We start from the raw sequence: 25,009 nt of genomic DNA, 5'->3' as shown, positions 1-25,009 counted from the left end.
CGTCGAACGATCGTGGAAACCCCTTCAGGAGCTGTCGTGGTCCTCCATTGGTAGCATTTTGACCGCGCTCCAGATTCGTGAAGCTCGCGATCGAGACGTACTCGTCCCGTGGCGTTCATGGCGCCATGAGCAGTTCAAGACGATGCGCCAGCTGCACGACGCCGATCGCGGCGGCGTCACGTTTTCCCCGACGGTCGGTGTACACGAGACCGTCCACGAACTCGACTTCTCGTCACTGTATCCGAATATTATCGTCACGCGGAACGTCAGCCCGGAGAAGATCCGCTGTGGCTGCCATTCCGATCGTACAGATGTGCCGACTCTCGACTACAGCATCTGTGATGAGCGTGGCTATCTTCCGGACGTACTCGAACCGCTCATCGAAGATCGTGACGCGATCAAGACTGAACTTCGGGACACAGACGACGAGAATCGACAGCGAATACTTACGGGGAAGTCGAGCGCGATCAAGTGGATTCTGGTCTCGTGTTTCGGTTACCAAGGATTTTCGAACGCGAAGTTTGGACGAATCGAGTGCCACGAAGCGATCAATGCTTTCGCCCGTGAGATACTGCTGGAAACGAAGTCAATCCTTGAAGAGCATGGTTGGCAGGTCGTTCACGGGATCGTCGATAGCGTTTGGGTGACGCCACGAGACGAACAAGAACAAACGCCACTTGATGCGTTGACAGAGCACATCTCCAAGGAGATCGAGATCCGTCTTGAACACGAAACCAGCTACGACTGGATTGCGTTCGTGCCGTTGCGTGACTCGGATGCTGGTGCGTTGACGAAGTACTTCGGCAAAAAAGCCGGACAGGACGAGTATACGTATCGCGGGATCGAGTGCCGCCAGCGAAGCACGCCAGCGTATATCGCTCGTGCCCAGAAAGCGCTTATCGCTGAACTCGATACGTGTCAGGAGCCGGAAGCGGTGTGTGAGGAACTGCGCTCGTGGCTCGACCGACTCCGACGCGGTGCTGTCGATCCGTCGGACCTAGTCATCACCAAACGAGTGTCGAACGCTCGCGATGAGTATACGCAGTCAACACGAAGCGTCGCGGCGCTCGATCGGGCTACAGAGCGCGGGTTAACGCGTGCCCCCGGCCAAGACGTCTCGTTCGTTGTCGTCGACGACGACAAGCGCTCGCGCGATCGGGTGGCGTTAGCACTCGAAGATCCAACCACGTACGATACTGCCTTCTATCGAGAGTTGCTGGTGCGGGCGGCCGCAAGTGTGCTGTCGCCACTCGGGTGGCGAACGTCCCAGATTAAACACTTTCTCTCAGATCATACCGATACCAGCCTCAGATCGTTTCTGTGAAGAAATCAGCGAAGCGACCTCGTCTATATCTCCACCTTATCGCCAGAACCACTTAAAGGGATCACGCGATTCCAGTTTCTCGTCCAGACGCACACAGAGACTCTTCAACTGACCCTTGCCTACTCAACATTGATCGAGTGAGACGGCTTATGATCTACCGATCCTGAAGTAACGAGTGTATCGAACCGCAGTAATGCGGTTCGGTTCGAACCATTAGCACGCAGCGAAGGGGAGCTGCTCTTCCCATCTGATTGTCTTCCCTCCGTGAGCGGTCATCGAAGTGATGCCGCAATCTATTGTACCAGTAATATAAATAAAAATATATCGGTCACTTCCAATTATTGTCACCAATGTTAACACTGAATTATCATTTTATACGAAGAGATGTATTTCACAGGTATGTGAGCTTTCTCAGGTACGTGCCGAAATGGGCCGATTCGGTAGAGACCACACTTTGAGCCCGTGAAAGTATTTTCTCTCGATTAGTCGACTCCCTGATGAGATCGCATCACCAAGCCGGGTCGGAAACTGATCGACCATCAGATCTCCGCCAGCGTATCTTGAGTCTGAGGACGTCTATTCATACGCTCACAACGTGGTACACAGCTACTTTAGATCTCTCTACAAAGATTGAATTGTGAGAAATTAAATCAACCGACCTCATGTTACTCTGCGAGACAGATCTGGGTGACGATTAACAGCGGTGGCTGCGACGAATTCCCGATACGCGTCGGCGATAACGGGATTGGAGTCACTCGACGAGAACGAGTCGCGTTTCAGGTGATTGTTTTTCTAAATCATCGCCGCTGGTGCCACCACATCCCTGCGAGGAGTGCTGGCACAAACGGACTCAGGAAAACCACACTAGTACTCACTCCGTTGATTCCACGTGCTGGTGCGTAGGGCAGAACCACTACGCCAATCACGCCTGCAGTCGTGTACAGTACCGCGATTTTATCCGGACGAAGGAGGATGCCAACAGCGAGAAGAACCAGATATCCACCACCAATGAGCCAGGATGTTGACCCGATCGGCTGGGTAACCCCGATGATCACGTACTCGTGGATTACAAGGATGAAGAGGCCACCGACAACGGATTTGAACAGTTGAACGAATCGCTTGAATAAATCCCGTATACTTGTCATAGACGAGTAGCCGTCTCGGTCTCTCCGGATATCGTGATCGTGCCGATTGTTGTGACAATCGATGCATAGCGTCGTCAGATTCGAGAGTCGATTCGATCCACCGTCCGAAAGATGCTTGATATGGTGGACATTGAGCATTTTCCCATCGTCAGCCTTGATGCCACAGTCTTGGCAGGTGTAGTCATTGTTCCGGTGAACGGCTTTCTTTCGAGCCTCCCAATCTGGTGGATAGCGGCCGTCGTAACTGCCTTGTTCATCGTACGTTGAGTTGATTTTCTCAGTCCTCACCGGACTCATCTCTGTTGATCACTAGATTGTGGTTTTATCACTACTTACTATAAAATATAACTTAAATAAATGCCCATCACTATGGGCGGTTGAATGGCGTCTCTGGTAGAGCGACCGACCAAGCTCTCGATGTACTCTCACAGCGGTTCTACAGATTCCGTCGAGAAATCAGTCGACTCATCGAACAGCAGTGCCGAGATATTGACAAACCAATTTCACTTACGAAGTTTGGAACACAACAGAATCAGTGTGAACACAAGATATAATGGAGAAATGGATCTGTTACGAGATCACTGACAAACTATCATACACCTGTCTAATCAGTTGTGGGTGTGAAACTGTATACTCCATCTCGAGTGAGAATGCGTAGAAAATGTCCCAAGTGCGGCGGTGTAGATCGGTCGTTCTTCACGCGAATCCAAAATATTTATCGGTTATCCGAAGCCCGAGATTAACACTTGTGGTGCCACCAAATGGTTCAGCCAGTGATAGCTCATGGTATAGTGCGTGGCTCGTAGGTCTTCGCTCCTGGGAGTGGAGAACGACCGCCCAGAAGTACGTAGACACCCTGCCAGCCATGGGTGTAGCGGTGCTCATGATTATTGCCGCCTATTACGGTCATCCAGCGCCTGATCCGCCAGCACTCTATCTCGAAATGGCCCGTTCCATCGAGCAAGCGGGATACGGTATCCCAACAACGGTCATTCATCACACAAAGGGAGGACTGCCATTTGCGTATCCACCGCTGGCGTTCTATACAATGGCTGTACTCAAAGATCTCACGCCACTCACATATCTAGAGATCGCGACTGGTATGACGTGGGTCGAGTATGTCATCTTCGCGCTGGTATCAGCGATATTCGCTCGGACCCTCTTCACCGACCGCACCCGATGGCACCATATCGTTGCGAGTGTCCTGATTGTCGTGACTCCTGCTATCTATTTCTGGCAACTGCTCCAGCCGTCTGGTAGTGTCCGACTCATGGGACAGATCTTTCTCGTCGGAGGGCTCGTCTACGGCCTCCGACTCTTCCGCGACGGCGAGCAGTCGGCCCGACTCCCGGCTGTTGTCCTTTTCGCTGGCACGATCTTGTCCCATCCGTCGTACGTCCCGTTTTTCGGTGTCAGCTATCTTCTCATGTACGCCGTCTACGATCGCTCCATCAAGGGAGTGATCTGGGGAGCGACAGTTGCGATCGGTGGCATCGTCGTCACAGCTCCATGGTGGGGTCTCATCGTCTCCCGTCACGGTGTCGAGGTGTTTTTCTATGCTGCCGGAACGCACGGCGGCGTTGGCGCACGGACAAGCGTCCGACCGCTGTTGGCCGTGCTGCTTCCGACCGACGGGCGCTACACACCACTCCGAATTTGGTCACTCGCCATCATTGGCGGTCTCTACTGTCTGCTCCAGCGTCGCTGGTTCCTTCCGCTCTGGATACTGATAACCAGTATTCTCTTCCAACCAGTCCGATTCATCGCGTTCGTCGAAGCCTTCCTCGTGACGGTCGCTGTGTGTGAGGTAGTGCTTCCGACGCTTCGAGAGCACGATCTCTCTCTCGATGACCGACCGTTCGACCATATCCCACTCTCACGGTGGCGTGAGTTCGACCGACAACTGGTAAGCAGCGTCATCATCGGCGTGTTGCTGCTCGGGACGGTTGCAATGGGGATGGGGTTTGCCCATACAAATCAGCGAACAGGACCGCCACCGGCATTTTACGATGCGACAGAATGGCTTCACGAGGAGACAGCCTCCGATACGACGATTGTTTCGTACGCTCGTACTGGCCACGTCGCCTTTTACAGTCAGCGAACGGTCCTGAACACTCCCTGGGGGGCCGAATGGAAAGGCGATGGCGCATTCAAACGATACAAGCAACAAAACGGCGAACTCAGGTCATGTTCCCGACCTGCGTGTCTCTCTCAACTCCTCACTGACTTCGGATACCAACCGGACTACATTATCGCTAGGACGGGGCAGTTAGACCAATCTACATTTGATGATACACAAACATATCGACCAGTCTACTCGAATCAGCAATTTGTAATATACAAATATACAACTTCTATTGGATAGCGAGACGACATCTGCTAATCATTCCCATACAAAACCGCGTCATATCCGTCGAACTGTCCTCCAATCGTGGCGTGCGGCCGGCAGCACGAAGCACGTCTTCGGCTCAAGCGTTCCGTCCGCGCATTTCGACTGCCAGTAGCCGATGGTTGCTGAGTGAGTCGTTTTCGACGAGGAAACCATTCGCTGATAGTGCGGTTTCACGTTTTGTACAACCGCGAAACCCGCGACTACACTAACTGTTCCATCCTGCCGACAGCTACTTCCTACTAGTTGAGTACCAATTTCTACCAATTAACATATATGCTAAAAATTTAATAGAATGATCCTATGACAGCAAATAAATCTGTTGATATCCCTTACCGAAACCGCAGGGATCGTTGTCACTCCTGTGAAATGTAACAAGCTATTGGCAGTGATGATGGATCGACGAAGACTCCAGCAGAGACAATCGCCAACCAAAGATCACATCTGTGGAAACTGTACTACTCAAATTCGTCTCGAATTCTAACGCTGTTCGGACATGCAAGACCGATGAGAGTACACTTTCCGTTGATGAATAGCATAGCATCCCGGTCGCTGCTGGACCGACTGATTTCTATCCTCCATAGTAGAGTCTAGATAAATAAATAGTAAATGTTTCTAAATCTAATATAACTGTCACTATTGTCGCCGAAACCGAACGGGATCACGTCGTGTTTTCACTTGTCTCCCACAGTGAGGACACGACCACACGTATAGAGACAGGGCGCCGAAAGTAGGGGAAGTAGTCAGGCGATGATGTTTAGTGAATAACATTCAAATTAGGAAAAAATTGTCACTGATACTTTCATACACCTCAATCGTGTTTAACTAGAATGTTATACAGTATACATTAAAATCTCAAAGCGGTAATTATAAGGTATGTCATTAGCAACATGATTTCGATGTCAAAGAAAGAAGGCTTCAGTCGACGAGGATTCATTAAAAATACGGCCGCAATCGGGACTGCTGGTCTGTTTGCCACGACAGAGTCAGCTAGTGCAACTGGGGACTATCTGTGCCGGATCGATTCACTAGACGGTATAGTACGTTATGAAATTTCAACATATGGTGGCGCAAAACTCAAGAATGGACCTGACGCTGAAGAGGATGATTCCTATTACTATCCATCCACCGGTGGCTCGAACGGGACGTGGGGTACTGGACAAGTACACGAAGGATATGCTGACAACTGGTATCACCAGGGACGGATTGAAGGTGTTGAAGTATGGGGCAGGAATCGCGCAGATAGTGTAAAATTCACATTTGAGAATGACAATGGCCAGATAGATATTGATTCGTCAACAAGATGGAGCTATAAAATTCATTCATCTAGCTCTATCTGGAAAACCGACAATTGGGAATCGAATGACGATGACAATGGCGATTGGGTGAGTGGAGTAGTTAATGGGGGAACCGATACCTACGGATTCTCCGGAACTATCGACGATATTTATGTCTATGGTGATGTCGATGCCCATTTCGACAAATTCGAAAATCTACGAGGGTAGTTATACCGAATATAGGGAACTCCATCTTTCAATACAGTCGAATAAACGTCTTTCAAAATCGAGCATGTGGACTTAGTATGGCTGCTCGATAGTACGAATATAGCAGATCCAAGAAAACAACACTGGTTGATGAGGTCGTCCACAATACAGGTGCTGATGACGTGCTACGGTTGAGTCCTGATGTAATAGTTGCTAGCACGTTTCTCCTGAGCATCATTCGGAACAGCGATTTCCCGTACAGAAAAATCGCTTCGACGCTTTCGCTCTCAATTCGATAGGGAAAAATCGTCGATCTCCGAGTCGTCTGGAGGTGATTTACCGTTCGGTATGTCGGATGATTCGTTCGAATCAACAGTCGTGTCGTCGTCAGTGACGGTTGTCGTCAGGTTGTACGGTCCTGCCTCGAAGAGAGACGTAATGGTATTTTCCACTGGATAGACGCGAACGTAGTAGATGTCGCTCTCGTTTACGGTAGCGGTGAACCCATCGCGCAGTCACTCCGAACCGTTGTACTCGTGGTTGTAGCGCGAGTGCCTCGTGTCTGGTGTTTCAGGACTCACCAGCTGAACATGCATGTCGAACGAATATTCGTGATCGATCGTCGCGTTGATCGTCTCTCCTTTGTTGAGTTCGACCGCGTACGTGTCCACGTTCTGACTGCTCATCATCCCTGAGATGGTCGTGTTACCGTCGATCACCATTCCAGACGGTGGCTGGTCACCCGCTGGATCCCGATCGAGCGTATACGAATTTGGAACATCCGAAGACTCCCCAAACTTCTCTCCAGCAGGATTGTGAAGAGAGAGCCTGAGTTGGTCGTAGCCCGTCGTGATAGCGGTGAGTTCTACGTAGAGCCGATCACCCGCATCCGCGTCGAATGCATACCAATCGATGTCACCCTCGGCGACAGTCCCAGCCTCGATACTTCCGGGGGTGATCGCTGTGGCTTCACTCCGAGTATCGCCATTGTTACCACCATCGCTCGCCATCATCGTTGTCGTTACACCAGTCCCGACGACGGAAATGTCAGTGCTGCGATCAACAAACTGTTCGAAAGTCGTTTTCCAATTATAGTAGTATGCTTCCGTCGAGAGACCTGCCGCTGACCATGAAATAACGGGAGTCCCTCGGAAGCATCTCGATATCTCGATAAGTATATAATAGCTTTTGTGGCCGGTTGTGTCGGTTGTAATCATCGTGCGAGCGTTTTTACGGTGTGTTCATTATTGCCGTCCGCCACAGACTGTGGTCTCTACGACGATACGGGCGTGGGAAGGGCTGAATGAGAGGCGTTTGCGGAGTCTGATCGACACTGCGTTCTATTGCTGACAATGCACAGACTGTGCAGTCTCGCAATTATGAGATAAGTCAGTGGGTACATGATCGTGGTCCTATTTGCTGAATGACGATGGTGTGGCTCCTCACTGAGTTCTACTTTGTCACAGTATCGATGAGATACTCTAACAGGAGTGCACCGAGTCGTATGATTACTATGGCGTAGCATCATCCATTACGGTGCTACTGTTGTAATGAACAAATAAATGAATGTTAACGTATGGGGACGAGATAAGGCGATGTATCATCACTATGTTGTTTGGGAGAACTTCCCACCGGTATGGCTGTGATTTCTAATAAAAGGTGCTGGTGATTACTGTCCTTGCAGCAGGTGTCGCATCGATCACCGCACACTCACCGCCGTGAGCGTAGCAGGCTAGTGCCCCCGACGCAAGGCTTTTTCCCAATTGACCGCAAACTGTAACGGTTTTACAGAAGTTCAACACCGATACCGATACCACTTGAACTGGCGTTTGCGTTTGCGTTCGCCTCGTTCTGGTTGGCGTTGGTGTTGGTGTTTTCGAGGTTGTTATTATTTGCGTTGTTGTTCTCGTTGCCCACCACTATCACAGGGTTGTTCGTCGTGGTGTCGGAATTATCATCCGAGTTCAGGTTCGCTTTTTTCGTAATATCGACTTTTTTGACCGTCTTTTTGCGGTCGTGCTTTTTATCGTATGACATCGCGGCGGCAGGTCCACACGCACCTGCAACCATACCGATGATCATGAACGCGGTCAACGTGAGTTGGATACTTCGTCTCATAGTTGGAATTACTCACTGGAAGTGGTGTCCCTTCCTGAGGACCGCAGACCGGATCGCCGATCAACAAGGGAACACCGTCCCAGCATATCTGGTCATTGGGATCGCTATTGTATAAAAAGTATCTCTTCTTTTAGATATAGTATGAAATACTGTGAATAGGATATATTGATAGAGACGTTTAATCGCAATACTGTCTGCCACTTCTGAGTAACAGATAGTGAATTATTATCAGTATTATATGACTAATATATTTTCGTCACGCAATGAAGTTGTAGTGCGGGGGGACGTAGCTCCGATCGCAACTGTATGAGATTGTCACGTGTCGGTTCGGGACGACTGCATTTGCAGATGGGAGAGTCCTGTCCGAATGAGTGGGAATGTCCGTGATCACTTCAGAGTCGGTATCCACAGATTTGGTGTCGTTTCCCCAGGCAATCTGGGGTCGACTGCGTTCATGACCACAGCTCCTGTATCGAAATTACCCCGTGTTCAACAACTGAAAGACGGGACCTCGCCCCCGATGCCGTCATCGACGATGTGACGCATCACGATGTATCGTGGCTTGAAGCGCATCACAGGCTGTTCAATTCCAACGGTTGAGACAACAACGTCACCAAAGATCTCCAACCGTATAGAAAAGTGTTAGTTGAGCTCTCCGAAACCTTCCTCTCGCATACACTCAGCGATATGTTTGGGGTTTTGATACGCAGCAAGGAGGGCGAACTCACGTGCGTCCGTCTTTGCAATTTCATCCACTCCTAACTCCTCTGCGAGCTCGTTCCGGAACGTCGCTTCTTGTTCTGCGACTTTGTCTCGGACGAAGAGCTCAAGGCGATTCTCTCGTTCATCTCCGACGGTTCCTCGCCGGACAAAATACGGATACTTCGCTGTTGTATCCGATTGGTCGGAGGATTGCTCCGATTGTGATGGAGACGCTTGCGATGAGCTCGATGTCGATTGTTCACTGGGTCTGTGTGATGATGTCTCCGATTCAGTGGTTTCCGTGGATGTCTCTTCTTCGTCGCTTTCAGCCTCTCCGAAGTTGAGGTTGCCTGATCCTGATTTGAAGCTACTCATACTGTCGGAGCCTCCGTTTCAGTGATCTTCCGTAGATCAATGACCTCATTCTCGTAATCGGTGATCTCAAGTTCCAGCACTGGGTTAATCTCAGCGTCGAAGGTGTCTGCCGCGATGAATCCGGCGAGTTCATACAGTTTCTGTAGCGTTTCGATTTCTCGGTCGTGTACTCGTCGTTTTTCTGGTGCGCTTACCATCTCATCGTCTTGTTCGAACGTTTTCCACCGTTCTTCGACGACCTTAAACGCAGATCCCTGAGCCTCCCACATGGCGTCCATCAGACTTTGTCGCTCACCAATAGTGACTGGCGTTGAGAACGCGTTTTCAAATTGTTTCCGATACTGCTGGTGAGCGTTCGTTCGGCCGACTCCCGAAGGAACGACACACGAAAGCCCAATTTCTATCTCTAGTTGACTTTCCATGTTCTTTACGAGTCCCTCCAGTCCGTTCAAGCTCAGATTCCCTTTGCCAGCTGGTTTAACGGGAGCAACGAGCGTTCGAAGTGCATAGATAGCATTGTAGAGGAGATCCTCTGCTCTCGCATTCGGATCAATTAGTACCGCATCATATTCATTCTGGAGCTTTTGTTGTTCCCACAATAGATTGTAGAGGAGTTCATATCGTGGATATTCGTCTCGGTTCATGTTCTTCATTCCAGTCTCATAGGAGATCTTCTGCTCCAGATTTGAGGTAAAGTCGCCAAGCATATCGTGACTTGGGATAATATCAACTCCTTCCGAGGATGTCTCGATTAAGTCGTGAAAGTCCCCATCCGGCATCTCCAAGATATGCTTGACCAGATTATCGGCTTCTGGATCACTCCTGTGTTCACCGACGTCGAATAGACTCGTCAGATTTCCTTCTTGTGGATCGAGGTCGAGAACGAGGACATCTTGATCCATTCGTTCCAGTGCAACAGCCAAATTGGCTGTCATTGTTGTTTTATACGTACCACCAGATTCAGAATAGATTACGATTGCTATCATACACCTACAGTCACGATCCACTATGCCATAAATCTGTTCCAGATATCTATTATAGATGCCAGTTACAGATGTCTGTTACAGTTAGACGTTACAGACGATAGTTACAGATATCTATTACAGATACTAGCTACAGATATCTGTTGTAGATGTCTGGCGCTATTCTACGGAACAGCTTCACGCTACAGCTACCAATCACAGGAACCAGCTACAGAAGGCTGCAGCAGGCAATAGCTATCAACACTGGTTACAAACAACGGTTACAGATAGCAGTTACAGACGTCTGCTACAGATGATTGTTTCAATTATCTATAAGATGCGTTTGATCACAGCGCTCCACAGAGTCTTACAAACCAGAATACTCAGTGCTTGAGCTGAAACCATCCTCGAAGAGTTCTGTGAAACCATCGTCGATGTGGAGTCGATGTTCAGAACGATCTCAACCTCGATGTAATCGATGCGCAGGTGGATATGGACGACAACAAACCCATCAAATAAATGCCCCTCTCAACATGCCGGATATTGGGGCACGGATCGCCGATCCGGTCGAAAAGACCAACTTCAAGAGATCACATCAGCGAGCATTGAGACTGTTTGTGAGTATCAGCCACAGTCGTCGCCATCGGTGCTATTGTGTGTCGATATGATGAACAGCTTTCGGCGAAAGAAGGCGACCGGTCGGCAATTCAACCCACCCGTTTGCAAGAAGACGAATTTTTCCTTCGTGTAGAATCGTCTCTTGCTCGAAATCAGCGTATACGACCACGTTCTGATAATCCTGTACGAAAAAGTCTGGCAGTTCGTTCCATACCGAAGGGGTCGAGTCAACCATATTCAACGTCTTGATCGAGGGAATAAAAGAGTAGTGTGCTTCTGGGGCTGAACTCTAGCCTCCGAGCCTCTTGTGAACATTCGGCACGGTTTTTGAGGGGTTGAGGTGTTGATTCTCGACGAAGTGATGAGTCACACTGACAACCGGACGGAACTGCTCATCTAAGAGAATCTCGAGGCTCTCATCACCTGACTTCCATTTTTCCACACTCAACTGCGACGTCTTCACCGTCCCGCTCCGTTTTCCTATGCCACATTTGGTATAGCGCTATGTAGTTTATTTCCGATGTGCATATCTTGTGCTCCTACACCGTTGAGTTCCCTGACTGATGTGGTCTGAGAAGTCACAATACTTATCCTACAAATGGTAAAATTGGCCTACCATCACAGAATGATTGACTTAGAATCCCCTCGAACCGCAGTACGACAGCTACTCCTTCGTTGAAGATGCTGGTGAAACAAGAAACGCGATCTATGAGTGAATTACCAGGGACAGTAGAATTTGAAGGAAAGCATTGGAATCTAAGAACGGATTGTGTCAATTGACAATCATCATCTCACTGGATGATACTCCCCAGGGGCTATTACGTAATACACAAATTACGAACTGTATGCCGGAAACTGCTGGTGATCTAGAACGGGCGGTCTATGGCATCATTTTTGTAGCTCAATTAATTGACCGTCCCCGCCTCGCCTGTCTTTTTACAGACCCCCTCCGCGAGATGCGAGGCCACGATCCGTATCTCGATCAGATTCATACGGCACGTGAGCATCCGTTAGACGAAAGAACCAACCAACGTGAGATGGATGAGTCATAGCGGCCGATCCTTTCACAAATATATCATATGGGTCGCCGATACAGGCATCTTCATCGCCCGTGGTCGTCAGCAGAACGAGCTCATTCTAGTCATTCTCAATTCCACGAATTCGACAGTCACAACCGTTATGGACGGCATTCGTAGCTATATTGCATATGCTTCGAATCGTTCAGAGGAGTATATCGAAAAAGCAGACACAGCCCTCGCTGGCGTCGCTGTCGAGGCGAATGGTTTTCCGGATCTGAACGATGTCATCGATGCGTTCGACCTTATTGCCGACCTCACTGCATGACCACTACCAACTCACCTGCTGCATCAGTAGAACAGCACGACCGGGAACTCAACGAAATTCGCTGGACGCTACTTAGTCTCGACGAGCTCGTTGAGGTCTACTGGGACGTGATTGCCCCAGCGTTCGAGCGTGCCGGCCACGATCCCGAGGCGGAGCGTCCGACCCACGCGTGGCTATCAGATAACGGGTTTCGCGGGCTCGTCTATGCATTACGAGAATATCACGACCGAACGTTTGGTGAGTTCTGGGCCGACGATCTTCAGCTCAATCAGGACGAAGGATACGAGTGGGGTATCGATCACGAAGAGACAATCGCTCTTCTTGAGTCGTATCTCGACAGTCGCCGCGAGCGTGGCAGTCTCAGCCCGTCCTCAGAAGATACCCTACGCTATCGGCTGGCCTCCTACGTGCGTGCCTACGCGACCGCGAACGCGACTCCTAATCTCGTGTTACCGGTTTCCCGTAACACCAATATCCCTGCCCACGAAGCCGTTGACGCTGCATGGGCAGCGATCGATCGACTGGATGGCAAGTTGGCCCCCCAAACGATGCGTCGGGTTCATGAGGCTGTCGAGGCATGGTACGCTCATCTCGTTCGGCGGAAGCGAGTGACTGTCAACCCCGTCTCTGGGCTTGAAGAAGAGTATCGTTGGTCACGACAGACCGAAAATGAAGATGGCAGCAGTGCCGACACACCAACAAATCCTGCTCTGAGCGCTGCCCATGTTCAGGCGCTCTCCCGTGCGGTCGAGACAACTGCCGAACGAATGTTAGTCATCGCTCTCTGTGCATGGGGATTACGATCAGGAGAAGTTGCTACACTCCATCGCTCCCAGCTAGTTTTTGGCGAAGACGGTGATCTTCCTTATGTGGCATTTGATGAGCGCAAGAACGGGCCCGGCGAGGTGTCTGTTCTCTTTGGACAGGACGTGGCCATATCACGCTGCCGGGAACTCGCAGAGCAAGGCGACTGGAACGGCTATCTTTTTCCGTCTCAGCGGTCTAACTCGGGTCATATTTCCAGGCGGACGGTGCTGAACCGATTCGATACGCTCGCCGAGCAAGCGAATCTCGATGAGCGAATCGAAGGTCACAAGCCTGTCCCACAAATGGGACGCCGTTTCTGGTATGATGCGTACACAGCGACTCACGAACAGATACTTGATGAAGTTGGCGAGATCGCTGCTGAACAGGGGAGTTCCAGTGCATCGGTCGTTCTTGATAATTATCTCTCAGCAGAGCGGCGCAGAAAACTTAGACGAGAATCCATGCGCAAACAGCTTGCGACAGCGTTTGATGGAGATCCATCCTAAGCGTCCGACGCCGATCAGTTAGCAGGATGATGATCGCACTGCTAACCGACCACTTGATGTGGTTTCTACAAAACACATCTTATTTGCCGTTCCAACATGCAACCGTGGTTTTTGCGTTGATTCCACAGTCGAGAACAATTGTGTCCATACTGTCAATTATACAATGAATAACATGAATCTACGTGTAGCTTATACACGATTATAATGATATTATACTACATAGTTATCCAAAATGAATGTGATATTGATTTACATCTTATGTATAATGATATTCGACAACCTATAATACGAACGTAATATTATTTTGAATCAGATGTTGCTAAACAATTCTACACGTCCGTTGACCAACAAGATCCATACTAAAACGTATCCTGGAATGAGCCGGCGGCGATTGTTATCATCACTGCTTGGTGCTGGCTTCACGCAATCCACAGCGAGTTATCTGACGAAAGCTGATATTGATACTGCTGCTTCCGATGAGGTTCCGATCGTCGTTGGATTTCATAGTGAGACGCCATCCTCACAGCGAACGCCAATCAAACGATACGTCCCAGCTGATTGGTACAACGATTTTCGTCACGCAACACAGATGAAAGATCGCCTGACGAAGCTGCTGCGTGGACTGTCGGGAATCGTCAGTATTGGCGTGATTCCGGGGGATCGCGGCGGAGAGAACGCCAAACTGCTCGTCCGGATACAACATACGTTGTTCGACTCTATGTTGGGCGAGATTCCGGTTCATATCGGTGGTGTTGCGGTTACCGTCGAAGCTATTGACGAGATAACACCACTCAGTTGTAGACAGCGTCTTCAAGGCTGGAATGCCTCTCAGTCGTCGATCTACGGTGGCTACGCGATCAGCGGGGACAACTCAACGCCAATTGGGAGCGTTGGTGCTCCCGCGTTCAAAAACGGCCGGCGATATCTCGCCACCACACAGCACATCTTCGCTGGATCGAATGCCTCGGGCAAAACACTCAAGCATCCAGACGGCACTGCTCTCGGGACCGTGGAGGCAGCCAAATGCAGAGAGGATTTTGCGATGGTGCGACTCAATTCGAACTATCATATCGAGCGATCGATCCGGTACTCTGGATACAACGGGATTGCCGGCCACTATTCATCCGATGGCATTGGCTATCTCAAAAGCCACAACGTGAAGACACAGAAAGTGGGGCAATCGACGTGCCGGACGACATTCGCCCGGATTCAATCAATAGCGAATACGATCTACACGGCCCCCGGCTGTGTCCCGAAACCCTACACTGTCGTGCACAAAAGCAACTCGAATAACAAGCTCAAAAGAGGCGACAGTGGCGCAATCAGTTTTCACGAGGCACCGAACAACAGCAACAAGTGTTGGCTCATAAGCTTCATGAATTACGAGGATTCGGGAAAGAATACGGTCTTTGGGACCGGTCTCTACCGATTGGCAAACTTTGGATACCACTTCTAATAGTTTGCTGCACTGTATCTGATACAGATAAGATGGTCAACGGAGAAGTTCTTAAAATTCTACATTCATATTACTAAACATGCATCCGTATGCGAAATTCGAATTAAAAATGTAATAATTCAATGTATGGGTATATCTATATGGATGGAATGAGAAAACAACCAATATGAGTAGAGACGACGTCAGCCGCCGGGGCGTCATGAAGGGGATTGGCATGGTTACAGGTGCCAACCTGGTGGGACGAGGAGCCGCCAGCAGCACGGAGCCGTCCAATCAGGCAGACGCTGGCGGCCACTCGGCAGTTGAGACAGCCCCACGAACGTGGCCACAACCCGGGGGAACCGCGACCAAAACGGGCTATCGACGAGGGGCAAAGGGACCGAAATCGAGCGTCGCATTCCGCTGGCAGCACGAGGCGGCCGCCCGGATCTCGGGGGTCGTTGTGGCCGATTCGACCGTGTACGCGAGCGACCGCACCAGCCTCATCGCGCTCGCCGCTGAGGACGGAGCGGAGCGGTGGCGAATGGCCGATAGCGACCTCACATCCGTGAGCACGCCCGCCGTGGCGGAGACGCTCGTCTACGTGGGTTGCACGCAAACTACGCGCGAGCGCGCGAGTAACGATGATCACTGGCACAGTTCAGTGGTGGCGCTCGAAGCAGCGACCGGGACTGAGGTGTGGCGGTTCGAGCCGGACCGCCAGGCGGCGGCCTTTTGCGCACCGACAGTCGCTGGCGATATCGTGTATATTATCGGGCGAAACTTCGGGGCTGGCACCGTTGGCCGGCTCTATGCACTCGACAGCGCAACCGGTGCACTCCTCTGGACGCACGAGACGGGCCGTTCTGGCATCAACGGCTACGAAGCACCCCCGGTGGCAGTCGAAAACGAGACCGTCTATCTCGCCGGCGATGAACTAGCCGCGCTCGAAGCAACGACCGGCGATGTCCGCTGGGCAGTCGATGCGGGCGTAACCTACCGGGCGACGGGTCAGAACACGCCAGCAGTCGGTGACGACTACATCTACGTCGGCCATGGAACCGAAGCGGCGACGACGGTCGAAGCACGGCGACGCACCGACGGCGCACGCGTCTGGACCCACACCGTGCAGCCGGCCCAGCACACTGCCACAGGCTACCGTGGTGCACAAACGGGGGTGTGGACCGGCGCTGCGGTGGATGATGCGACCGTCTACATCGGCTTTAACGACCGCACGCCACAGCCAGAGGGCCGCGCCCGCGTGCTCGCGCTCGGGGCCGAGACGGGGACCGTCCAGTGGCAGCGGGTGTTCAACGACAGCCGCGTCACCGTCCAGACGCCAGCCATTGCCGATGGCACCCTCTATACAGGCGGCGCTGCGCTTGCCCTCGCTGACGGGCGCATCCGCTGGCGGCTGGATGCGCCGACCGACGATCTGACGAACGCATTCGCCCCACCCGCAGTGGCCGACGAAACCGTCTACGTCGGGGGAACCTCACTGCGCGCGATCACCGGACGACTCTGAGACGAGCGAGACGCTATTGTTCATCCTGACGTGAAAAAAGAGCCACTCACTCAGATAGCGATGCCGTTCAGCATGCTCACCCACGCAGAGCCGTTCCAGATCGCGAGTCCGAAAGGACCGGTGGTGCCGTTGTTGATGCCGCGCTCGCCTTCGTAGCGACCGGTGACTTCAGAGAGGTCCGTCGGTTCGAGCACGCCGTAATTTCGCGTCTGCTCGCCGGTATCGGCGACGAGAAACGGTGTGCTGTCGAGCGAAAAGTGGCTATCGCGGTGGAGATCCGTATTGAGCGAGTCGTCGTTCACGACCAGTCCGCTCAGGTCTCGATATTCGATATTCCGGAGCGAGCAGTTGTTCGACTCCAGAAAGCGGACGCCGTTCGTCTCGGGGGCGTCATAGCCGTTGATATACGTCTCGGCAAGCGTCGCCGTCTGTGCCTTGGCAAAGAGGACCTGATCAGAGGTATTCTGGGCGTTCCCCTCGATATAGGCCTCCGAGAGGGTGAACACCTCACTCCCGTCGATATAGGCACCCTGATCGCCGTTGCGCTCTAATCCGCCCCCGATCCACGAACTCGCGTAATTATTCTGTGACCAGACCCCCCGACCGTCGTTCCCGACCGCCCGACAGCCAACGAACGTTGTGCTGTGCGCGCGATCGTCGATGAAGAATCCGTCGCCTTGATTCGAGTGCGCGTCACAGTAGAAAAACCGGTTACTGTTCGGTGGATGGTCGTGATCGAGCACCAGATATCCGCACTCGGATGCATTTTCTGCGAGACAGCCGACGAAGTTGCAAAACCGAGCGTTCTGGACTCGAAAGGCCGAATCGGCACCGTTCGCATCGACGTACATATTCACCAAGGTAATACCTGGCGGCCGGTTCGATCCGTTCAGATCGAGAATGAACGAGGCTTGTTTTTCGCTAGGAACGGCGATCCGGTTGTGGGGATTTGATTCGATGCGAACCTCCGTATCGATCGTCACCGGCCACGAATCGTTCGTTGCATCGTATCCGTCCGTCACGACCACGGCATCACCCCTCGACGTACTATTCAACACCGACTGTAGTGAATTCCCTCTGCGGACAATATACGTCCCCATATGTTACCAACCATGGTGTGGTAGTAACCTTAATGTTCCCCAACTTTGATATATATTTATATTATATTCTGATACTATCTATAACGTGTTTCGACGGTAGCTGTGAACCAATAATACCGTGTGAAGAATATCGAGCCAATATAGTTACATCTTCAAAGATCGATGGTGTGATTACATTTCAGCTTTTGGACACAGCTAACGTCTAATTCATAGATATAGATACGGTATCAATAGAGATTATAACGATTTTCTGAACTATCATCTATATTCCTTATATATACACTTCATATTCATTACCGATACAAAATTACATTCCACTTATCTATGGGATATCATTATATATTTTTGGTCCAATACTTGAAGTAGATGAGGCTGCATTATCAGCGTGCCAACCCGGATGTTGGTGGCGAATCTCTCCTCTTACGATTTGAGGGGTTATGTCCCAACCGAGTAGCGTGTTTGCTGGTGAATTCTGGTCGCGGCGTTTCCGTTGACGAGCTGCTGGATGAGTCCCGTGGTGAGTATCTGGCGGGAATCATCGTCAATAACGCCCATCCGGAGTACTACTGTACGCTCGGTGAGAACGTACGCGAGGAGACACCGATCTATGCCGCGCCCGATACCGCAACGATCCTCGCCGAAGCGTGCAGTGCTCCCCTGCGCGATATCGAGTACTCCGACGCTATTCTCGAACAACTCGTCTCAGTCGATACCTGGACCCAACTCGTCCGTGGGATGCAGCTGCACCCGCTGCCGGTTGGTCACGCACCAGGCGCGGCGGGCTTCCTCCTCGAGATTCCTGACGGGACAGATGCACATACGTTGTTCGTTGCGGATGAGTGTACGATCAGGCGGGCGGCGGGCTATTCTGGTATCGGCCTCGATCTCCCGGTGGCGATCGATTCGCTGGTGCTCTCGGGTGCCACGGCCGATCCGTTCGCCCCCGCGCTGACCGAGACGCTCTCGATCGTCTGCGAGCGCGCGCGTGAGGACGCGACGGTACTCGTCACGGCGGACGAGCCAACAGGAATCCACGCCGCGTATCTGCTGGGCCATCTCGGCAAGCGACTCGGATCGCCGTTTCCGATCACCGTCACCGGGCGGACCGCAACGCTATGTGAACAGCTGGGCTACTCGATTCCGAACGTGACCCGCCTGCCAGACGCCCCGCCGGAGAAGGTACTCACGCCGGGCACGGTTGCGATCGCGGAGCCGGACGCCCCCGTGCAAGGCCCCGCCGGACAGCTGTTCGAGGCACTCGCGGACGATCCGGAGGCAGCCGTTCTTCGGCTCACGCGTGGGGTGGCCACGCCGATTACTGCCGCTCAATGCATGGTCCAATCGTTCCCGTGGCACAACTATCCCGACCCCGAAACCCTCGCAACGGTCGTCGAGGCGCTCGCTCCGGTGCAGGTGGTGCTCGCAGAGCGACCCACGCCAGAGGCGGAGGGGATCCATCTCCCCGACAGCTTCGTCTGGTCGATCGACGACGATCTGGTCTACACTCTCTATGACGGCACGAACTGGGTTGCGCCGGCCGAAATCGATCCGGATGCAGCCCAACACATCCGCCAGCGCGCGACAGCTTACCACGACGAGCCTACCCCGAGTGAGTACGAGCTCTCGCTGCCGCTGCCTGTGCGGACGGGCACGATCGACTTTGCAGCCGAAGGGCTCGACGTCGAGGTGATCCAAGAGCGACTCCTGCCGGCTGAATCACCCGATGGATCGTGGCGACGGTCTCTTCCAAATGGCGATCCAGCTGGTGTTGATGACGGTAATAGTGACGATACTACTCGCACAGCGGAAATACAGACAGCATCGATCAACACATCGCTGGCATCACTCCGTGAGCAGATCAACTATATTGAGTCGATAGTTGATGGTCAGAAATGTCAGGCAAGCGTTATAGACGCTGGCGGCGACGTGTGCCTATTCCGTGTACAAGATCCACCGATGGTATTCGAGCACGGAGAAAACGTTACTCTTGTTCTTGATACAGCTGAGCAAGTGGAAGAGGCGACTCATTCTGAACAAGAAAACGGATCAGATCCAATCGATACACTTGATGAAATTCTTTAATTTCGTCTCTTGAAGTCACCTATTCAATCGATATTCGGTTATAATAACGGAGTGGTCATTAGAGCCTGAAAGCTGTAGTGTGTACGAATAGAAGGAGACCGAGAGAAGAAGTAGCCCGAAGCGTTGGAATAATTCATCGACGTATGAAACCGTCGGATAATTCGTCTTGATTCACTGTATTCTTAGAGGCGTTATTACAGCAATTTATCAACTTTATTCGATTTCGGTACTGACTATGGTGTTAACTAATTATACTATGATATTCTGGATGTAATTCCAGAACCGATTACGCCATTTGTATAAATATACTCCGAGATAGTTACAAACGTACAGTCGTAATACTTAATTTCTTATAATATTCTAGAAATGACCTGGGTACATATTATAACCATACAATTGTACCTTCACAATACCATTGATAATTCGTTGACGAGCATCCTATAAGTACTTGTTCATTGACACACCCTGACATGGGGTCATGGAAGTTCCCCGTACGAAGGGTTCGGCTACTAAATCAGTTGCTGTGGTTCCATCCCAACCGGAGGTCGTTGTCCGTACAGGTTTCACACTCAGTTTCCGGCGGGTTGTGTCTAGCACCAGAACGCAAGTATTCTGGTTAGTAGCCAGACTCGCGACATTCGAGATCAGTATCAAGAACGTTCCTGTCTCGTAATATATTATCGACTATCGATTCGAAGACAGACTCTCCACATAATTGAGGTGACAAATGGTATTCACCCTGCGTTGCTGTTCGCTTGCTATGACGTAATCTCACAATTGGTATTATACATCGTAGTTCAGTCCACATGTTGTGGTTTCAGTGTAGCGGAAGATGTGATCGGCTCGATGAGTGGGACTATATCTACAAATCGAACAGAGATCCTAGCCTTGGGAGCTTCGATCGTAATACGAATAGCGAGATGGATGAGCACTCAATTGTGCAAGCGACGGTCAAGCTACACTTCATAGTATAGGTTAATGTCCAGCATAGTCATCGAGCGTGATTTTTGACACCGGCATAAAAAAGACGTAGATGTAGGTTATCTACTAAGGAAGATACTTAGTTGACAATAGATGAGTTTCCAACGTCAGTGACGGTCTCCAACTTATCTTATCGCGTTAAGGATCCGGGAGAATCCTTTGTGATTCTATACGCCGATCAGAGCAGCTCGACAGGACTATCCTGATTTGCGATCCCCAGAACGTTGGAGTTGATGTCATTAATGCTGTCATCGACATCTACGAGATCATCATCGTTGACGACGACGACGTTGTCAGTGGTACTGGAAACATCGGATGTGCCGGCTGCTGCTGCGCCAGCACCGCCACCGATGAGAGCCACGAGTAGTACTACAGTCAGTGCGATTTGGAAATTTCGGGTCATCCTTTGGTTATGTGGGGATATTCTACATTGGAAAATATAATATATCCAACTGTATCTATTCCAATCCTCTATATGATGTTTGTTCTGACACCGATGAGGTGGATTATGATCAGATATATTATATTAGTGTGTTCCAATGTATTCGTCCATCCCAACATCAGATTCCATGGATGGAGCCACTATAAAGATTTTGGTGCGTGTAAGAATCAAAAGATATTTTATAATTACTGAAACTCAGATAGAATTGCATTGTGAAAAATGATATCGGCAGATGAATCATATAGAGTGTCAAAAACGCCCGTTTTCCATCCCTCACAAAGAATATATTTTTGATATATCTGCTAATAATAGACCGTATGTGACTGACGAACGATTGAGCTCATATAGAGAAAATTCATATTTGTATAATATCATTTTAAGGATGGTTACTATGTCATAGATTTTCTGCCATTTTAATATCGTTATATATTCAAAAAGAAGACACTATTCAGAGTTATGTAATACAGCAAAAATTATTGAATTTCCTCTAAGATGAGGCGATGTCCACAGGACTGTCCTGATTCGTGATTCCTAGAACGTTGGAGTTGATGTCGTTGAGAGCGTTATCAACATCAACAACATCGTCGTCATTGATCACTGTGGTATTACCACCGTCATCGGTGTCACACTGCTTAGCTGCTGCAGCACCAAATCCACCACCGACAAGGGCGAGAATCAACATTGCCGTCAACGAAATCTGAATTTTTCTTGACATTTTTATGTTATCAGGGGGAGAATAAATATATCAGGATAACATTATACATGATGTGGCCCAATTGACCATGTCTGTTAATGTCAGGGAGTAGATCCTTATTGATGCCATCCAACCACTCACGTAGTTATTTAAACATCTACATCTGACACTTCTTTGGGCGCCATATACATGATAACGTATTGTAATTCCCGATTGATATTTTATTCTGCTTCCCCGTACTCATGTATCTCATGAAGATACAATATAAAAATTTCCAATTAGTCTCATAGCTTATATTTCAACAACATATAGTGCCAGTCAGAGAGTGTAACATCTGACAATAATCTAATGCCTATATAAAATATAGCTGTTATCGGATATTCATTCTACATCACTGCATTATAATTACTTATATCCAAGTATTTCCTGTACGGATTCCTCGATCTCCTGAGCTTTTTTGAGTGCCAACTCATCCTTCCCTTCAATCGTAATATCTACTGTCGCATGGAAATCTTCACTTTCAAGGTGTCTTGTTACTGTTTTCGTGATTTCAGATGTAGTCTGCAACTGATTTTCTTCATGACTCTGTGACTCAGTCGAAACCAGTTTTTGTCCATTCTGTTCGTATATCTGAAGCACTCGATTGAAACATTTCTCACAAATATCTTCTATTTGAGGTGAAATGGTCTCTGCCCCATTATTTGATTGCTGCGTTACAATTCTTCCAGCACTCAGATCTATTTGACGACCGCAGAACGTTTCTTTTTCCTCTACACGAAATACGTGAGCAGTAGTAGACAAATACCAAAATCGAATTTTCGAATTAATCGATGCTAGTTGTTCTTGTGACATATCTTCAATTGCATTTTGTAACTGTCCAAGACGTTGTGGCGAATTAACATCATCTGTCATGGATATTGGCTAAATAGTGTCTAGAGTCCATGATCAAGATACTATCGTCATCGCATCGTACTTTGACACTAGAGGCAGCGTCGAGATCATTTATAGAAGAGTTTACGTATCGATCTCCCCACCAGCTGTAGGCAGAGGTACCTACAATAGAGAGCAAATATATGATCTAATTTCATATACTAACGAATGCGAGCGTGGTTTGCGATTGTTGCCAGTGTTTCGCATTCTTCTATTCTAAAGCAAGGTTTCCTCCTCGAAAGCTTCCAACATGTTTTCATCGTACAAAAATGCAGAGGGGGGGGGAATATCACGGGAAAGCTATGAGAAGAGATCAATTGGAAGGGGTCAGCACCCACTGTATATACACTGTATTCGGACTTCCCCCAGTGCATCATATCAGAAAAATAGTTTGATCTAATAATAGCTAATACTGGAATACCATATAAAAAATTATATTATGAAAATACAGATCTTAGCACCGAGTAGGTCTATTAACCTAAGATATAGAAATAACGTTGGTTGTCGAACAAGTATATTGTAAGTGTACTATCGGATAACTAATCTACCGGAGACACTTGCATGATCCCTGTAAGTCTTAAACTATCATGACCAACAATCCAATGCGGGCTGCATCATGAGTGAGACTTACGGGGCACTGGGAGCTCATCACTGTGGCGGAAGAGTTGCTACAAACCGATGTGGACCGCAGAATGTGGGGGAAGGCATAACCGGGCATCTTCTTTCATCTTATATCTAACTACGCTCGAGGGGAGCTGCTATTTTCTCTCTCTTTCTACCGATTTCATCTTACAAAGCACCGACACTAGCAATGATGACTTAGTCGGTGAGATCGAAGTAATCTAATACTCCACGAACAATCGCCTTCTGCCAGCTGATACGAGCATTAAGATTTACTCCTTCGTACGTTTCAATAATAAATGAGGGGATTTCAACGTCGTATGCCGTTTTTTCGGCGAGGAGACCTGTTGGAGCAATACTTGGGTGACTAATGTGGCCTGTTTTTAGTTTGAGTCTTTGGCTTCCGATTGTTCGATTTGCCCGACGAACTCCCATGCGAGCAGCATCGTGAGCAACCTCGGTCGGCGAGTGAAAAACGGTCTGGCCGACCCCCGAAGAATCCTCCTTGTAGATCCCTCTTGACTCGTGCAGAGTGAGAAGTATGTCTGGGTCAACTCGCTCGATAACGTTCCACACTGCGCGTGCCACCGGTGATGACGGGGTACGCTTCGTGGGAAAGTGCCGGTTCAGATTTCCATACTCTGTTGACCGAGATCCGCGGGCAATGGCACCCGGATTCGCCTTTGGCAGTATCGCCAACTGACCGGCAGTTGGACTCCAATCCAAAAGTTGCGTAGCAGCGCGATAGCCAGCCACTTCGTCACCGTGAATACCTCCAACGATGAGCGCTGTTGGTCCGGTTGTCTTGCTATCGACAGCTGTGACCGCAAGCGATTGATTCAGTGGAGGAATTTCCACTTCAAGCGATGTAAGTGTAGAATCCTCCCCACCGTTAGGTGGACTATCTGCGGGAGGATTGATTGTTTGTGTTGGTGTACCGTTATCTTGACGGGTACATGCATTATTGGACCCGTCAGATGCTTGAGCGGTTCCCAACTGTGTAGTTCCTATGCTAACTGCTGCCGCTGCTTGTAGTACTGCTCGTCGACCAAGTCGTGCCCCTGACATATATGGGTCATACGTAGGACAAATACTTAAAATATCATGCTTATCTTTGGAAGTTATTCAGATATTACAGGATGGCCTACACATTGGTGATGCCTGTACATGGGCAGATACCGCACTAAATGGACTTCAGAACACATATGTGGAACCACACATATACAAAGAATAAATACAAACTATACTTCATTCCCTTATCATATAGATGTTCTATCCGTTCATATTTTCATCCATGAAACAGATATTGAGAAGCAAAAAACACTCTCACCATTAATAGGAGGAATAACTGTATCTAACCCGATTTCAGATACAACCACAGTTTGAGGCATCACAATATCAATGGGAATAGCGTTGAAGACGTAG

Annotated in this window: 21 protein-coding genes; 9 read left to right on the top strand and 12 right to left on the bottom strand. The window is 49.8% G+C overall.

Going from position 1 to position 25,009, the window contains the following annotated elements; genetic code table 11:
* The coding region (locus tag MW898_RS24990; protein WP_248911021.1) for a type B DNA-directed DNA polymerase at window positions 1-1,324 on the top strand (1,324 nt) is incomplete at its 5' end.
* Window positions 1,325-2,121: 797 nt separating this feature from the next.
* Here the strand turns inward: MW898_RS24990 and MW898_RS24985 are convergent.
* Window positions 2,122-2,766 (bottom strand): HNH endonuclease, encoded by a 645-nt coding sequence (locus tag MW898_RS24985; RefSeq protein WP_248911020.1) that lies wholly within the window; start codon window positions 2,764-2,766, stop codon window positions 2,122-2,124.
* A 454-nt stretch (window positions 2,767-3,220) separates the two neighbouring features.
* Here MW898_RS24985 and MW898_RS24980 point away from each other — a divergent pair, with 454 nt between their 5' ends.
* Window positions 3,221-4,834, top strand: coding sequence for a glycosyltransferase family protein (locus MW898_RS24980; RefSeq protein ID WP_248911019.1), 1,614 nt, complete (start codon window positions 3,221-3,223; stop codon window positions 4,832-4,834).
* A gap of 923 nt (window positions 4,835-5,757) precedes the next feature.
* Window positions 5,758-6,363: a twin-arginine translocation signal domain-containing protein gene (locus MW898_RS24975; protein ID WP_248911018.1), complete on the top strand. Its 606-nt coding sequence runs from the start codon at window positions 5,758-5,760 to the stop codon at window positions 6,361-6,363.
* A 266-nt stretch (window positions 6,364-6,629) separates the two neighbouring features.
* Here MW898_RS24975 and MW898_RS24970 read toward each other — a convergent pair whose 3' ends face one another.
* The 6 genes from MW898_RS24970 to MW898_RS24945 form a co-directional block, all read right to left on the bottom strand.
* Window positions 6,630-6,794 (bottom strand): hypothetical protein, encoded by a 165-nt coding sequence (locus MW898_RS24970; RefSeq protein ID WP_248911017.1) that lies wholly within the window; start codon window positions 6,792-6,794, stop codon window positions 6,630-6,632.
* A gap of 63 nt (window positions 6,795-6,857) precedes the next feature.
* Window positions 6,858-7,355 (bottom strand): hypothetical protein, encoded by a 498-nt coding sequence (locus MW898_RS24965; protein WP_248911016.1) that lies wholly within the window; start codon window positions 7,353-7,355, stop codon window positions 6,858-6,860.
* 772 nt (window positions 7,356-8,127) lie between these two features.
* Entirely contained in the window at window positions 8,128-8,460 is a 333-nt protein-coding gene (locus tag MW898_RS24960) for a hypothetical protein (RefSeq protein ID WP_248911015.1), read from the bottom strand.
* Between the two features lie 642 nt (window positions 8,461-9,102).
* Complete coding sequence (locus MW898_RS24955) at window positions 9,103-9,537, bottom strand: DUF7970 domain-containing protein (protein WP_248911014.1); 435 nt, start codon at window positions 9,535-9,537, stop codon at window positions 9,103-9,105.
* Window positions 9,534-10,523: a ParA family protein gene (locus tag MW898_RS24950; protein ID WP_278000027.1), complete on the bottom strand. Its 990-nt coding sequence runs from the start codon at window positions 10,521-10,523 to the stop codon at window positions 9,534-9,536. Before MW898_RS24950 ends, MW898_RS24955 begins: the two co-directional genes overlap by 4 nt.
* 625 nt (window positions 10,524-11,148) lie before the next feature.
* Window positions 11,149-11,352, bottom strand: coding sequence for a hypothetical protein (locus MW898_RS24945; RefSeq protein ID WP_248911012.1), 204 nt, complete (start codon window positions 11,350-11,352; stop codon window positions 11,149-11,151).
* A gap of 610 nt (window positions 11,353-11,962) precedes the next feature.
* Between MW898_RS24945 and MW898_RS24940 the strand changes: the two genes are divergently transcribed.
* From MW898_RS24940 to MW898_RS24920, 5 genes are all read left to right on the top strand, one after another.
* Window positions 11,963-12,169 carry a hypothetical protein gene (locus MW898_RS24940; RefSeq protein WP_248911011.1) on the top strand — a complete coding sequence of 69 codons (207 nt, stop codon included), beginning with the start codon at window positions 11,963-11,965 and terminating at the stop codon, window positions 12,167-12,169.
* Window positions 12,159-12,461, top strand: coding sequence for a PIN domain-containing protein (locus tag MW898_RS24935; protein ID WP_248911010.1), 303 nt, complete (start codon window positions 12,159-12,161; stop codon window positions 12,459-12,461). The genes MW898_RS24940 and MW898_RS24935 overlap by 11 nt, the downstream gene beginning before the upstream one ends.
* Window positions 12,458-13,774, top strand: coding sequence for a site-specific integrase (locus tag MW898_RS24930; protein WP_248911009.1), 1,317 nt, complete (start codon window positions 12,458-12,460; stop codon window positions 13,772-13,774). Before MW898_RS24935 ends, MW898_RS24930 begins: the two co-directional genes overlap by 4 nt.
* Before the next feature lie 376 nt (window positions 13,775-14,150).
* Complete coding sequence (locus MW898_RS24925) at window positions 14,151-15,230, top strand: hypothetical protein (protein WP_248911008.1); 1,080 nt, start codon at window positions 14,151-14,153, stop codon at window positions 15,228-15,230.
* Window positions 15,231-15,396: 166 nt separating this feature from the next.
* Window positions 15,397-16,734, top strand: a complete 1,338-nt coding sequence (locus tag MW898_RS24920) for an outer membrane protein assembly factor BamB (RefSeq protein WP_248911007.1) — start codon at window positions 15,397-15,399, stop codon at window positions 16,732-16,734.
* 50 nt (window positions 16,735-16,784) lie between these two features.
* Here the strand turns inward: MW898_RS24920 and MW898_RS24915 are convergent, their stop codons facing one another.
* The gene (locus tag MW898_RS24915; RefSeq protein ID WP_248911006.1) at window positions 16,785-17,762 is read right to left on the bottom strand and encodes a right-handed parallel beta-helix repeat-containing protein; all 978 of its coding nucleotides are present in this window, start codon (window positions 17,760-17,762) and stop codon (window positions 16,785-16,787) included.
* A 537-nt stretch (window positions 17,763-18,299) separates the two neighbouring features.
* Here MW898_RS24915 and MW898_RS24910 point away from each other — a divergent pair.
* The gene (locus MW898_RS24910; RefSeq protein ID WP_248911005.1) at window positions 18,300-19,916 is read left to right on the top strand and encodes an MBL fold metallo-hydrolase; all 1,617 of its coding nucleotides are present in this window, start codon (window positions 18,300-18,302) and stop codon (window positions 19,914-19,916) included.
* Between the two features lie 1,159 nt (window positions 19,917-21,075).
* On the opposite strand, the gene MW898_RS24905 is transcribed toward MW898_RS24910, so the two are convergent.
* The 4 genes from MW898_RS24905 to MW898_RS24890 form a co-directional block, all read right to left on the bottom strand.
* On the bottom strand, window positions 21,076-21,300 hold the full coding sequence (locus MW898_RS24905; RefSeq protein WP_248911004.1) for a hypothetical protein: 225 nt from the start codon (window positions 21,298-21,300) through the stop codon (window positions 21,076-21,078).
* A 526-nt stretch (window positions 21,301-21,826) separates the two neighbouring features.
* The gene (locus tag MW898_RS24900) at window positions 21,827-22,054 is read right to left on the bottom strand and encodes a hypothetical protein (protein WP_248911003.1); all 228 of its coding nucleotides are present in this window, start codon (window positions 22,052-22,054) and stop codon (window positions 21,827-21,829) included.
* A 384-nt stretch (window positions 22,055-22,438) separates the two neighbouring features.
* Window positions 22,439-22,945, bottom strand: a complete 507-nt coding sequence (locus MW898_RS24895; RefSeq protein WP_248911002.1) for a hypothetical protein — start codon at window positions 22,943-22,945, stop codon at window positions 22,439-22,441.
* An 837-nt stretch (window positions 22,946-23,782) separates the two neighbouring features.
* Window positions 23,783-24,652 (bottom strand): M99 family carboxypeptidase catalytic domain-containing protein, encoded by an 870-nt coding sequence (locus tag MW898_RS24890; RefSeq protein WP_248911001.1) that lies wholly within the window; start codon window positions 24,650-24,652, stop codon window positions 23,783-23,785.
* Window positions 24,653-25,009: the final 357 nt, after the last annotated feature.

Origin of the sequence: Halocatena marina (genome assembly GCF_023276375.1) — an archaeon.
Lineage (GTDB): Archaea > Halobacteriota > Halobacteria > Halobacteriales > Haloarculaceae > Halocatena > Halocatena marina.
This window is presented reverse-complemented; position numbering and strand designations above follow the sequence as displayed.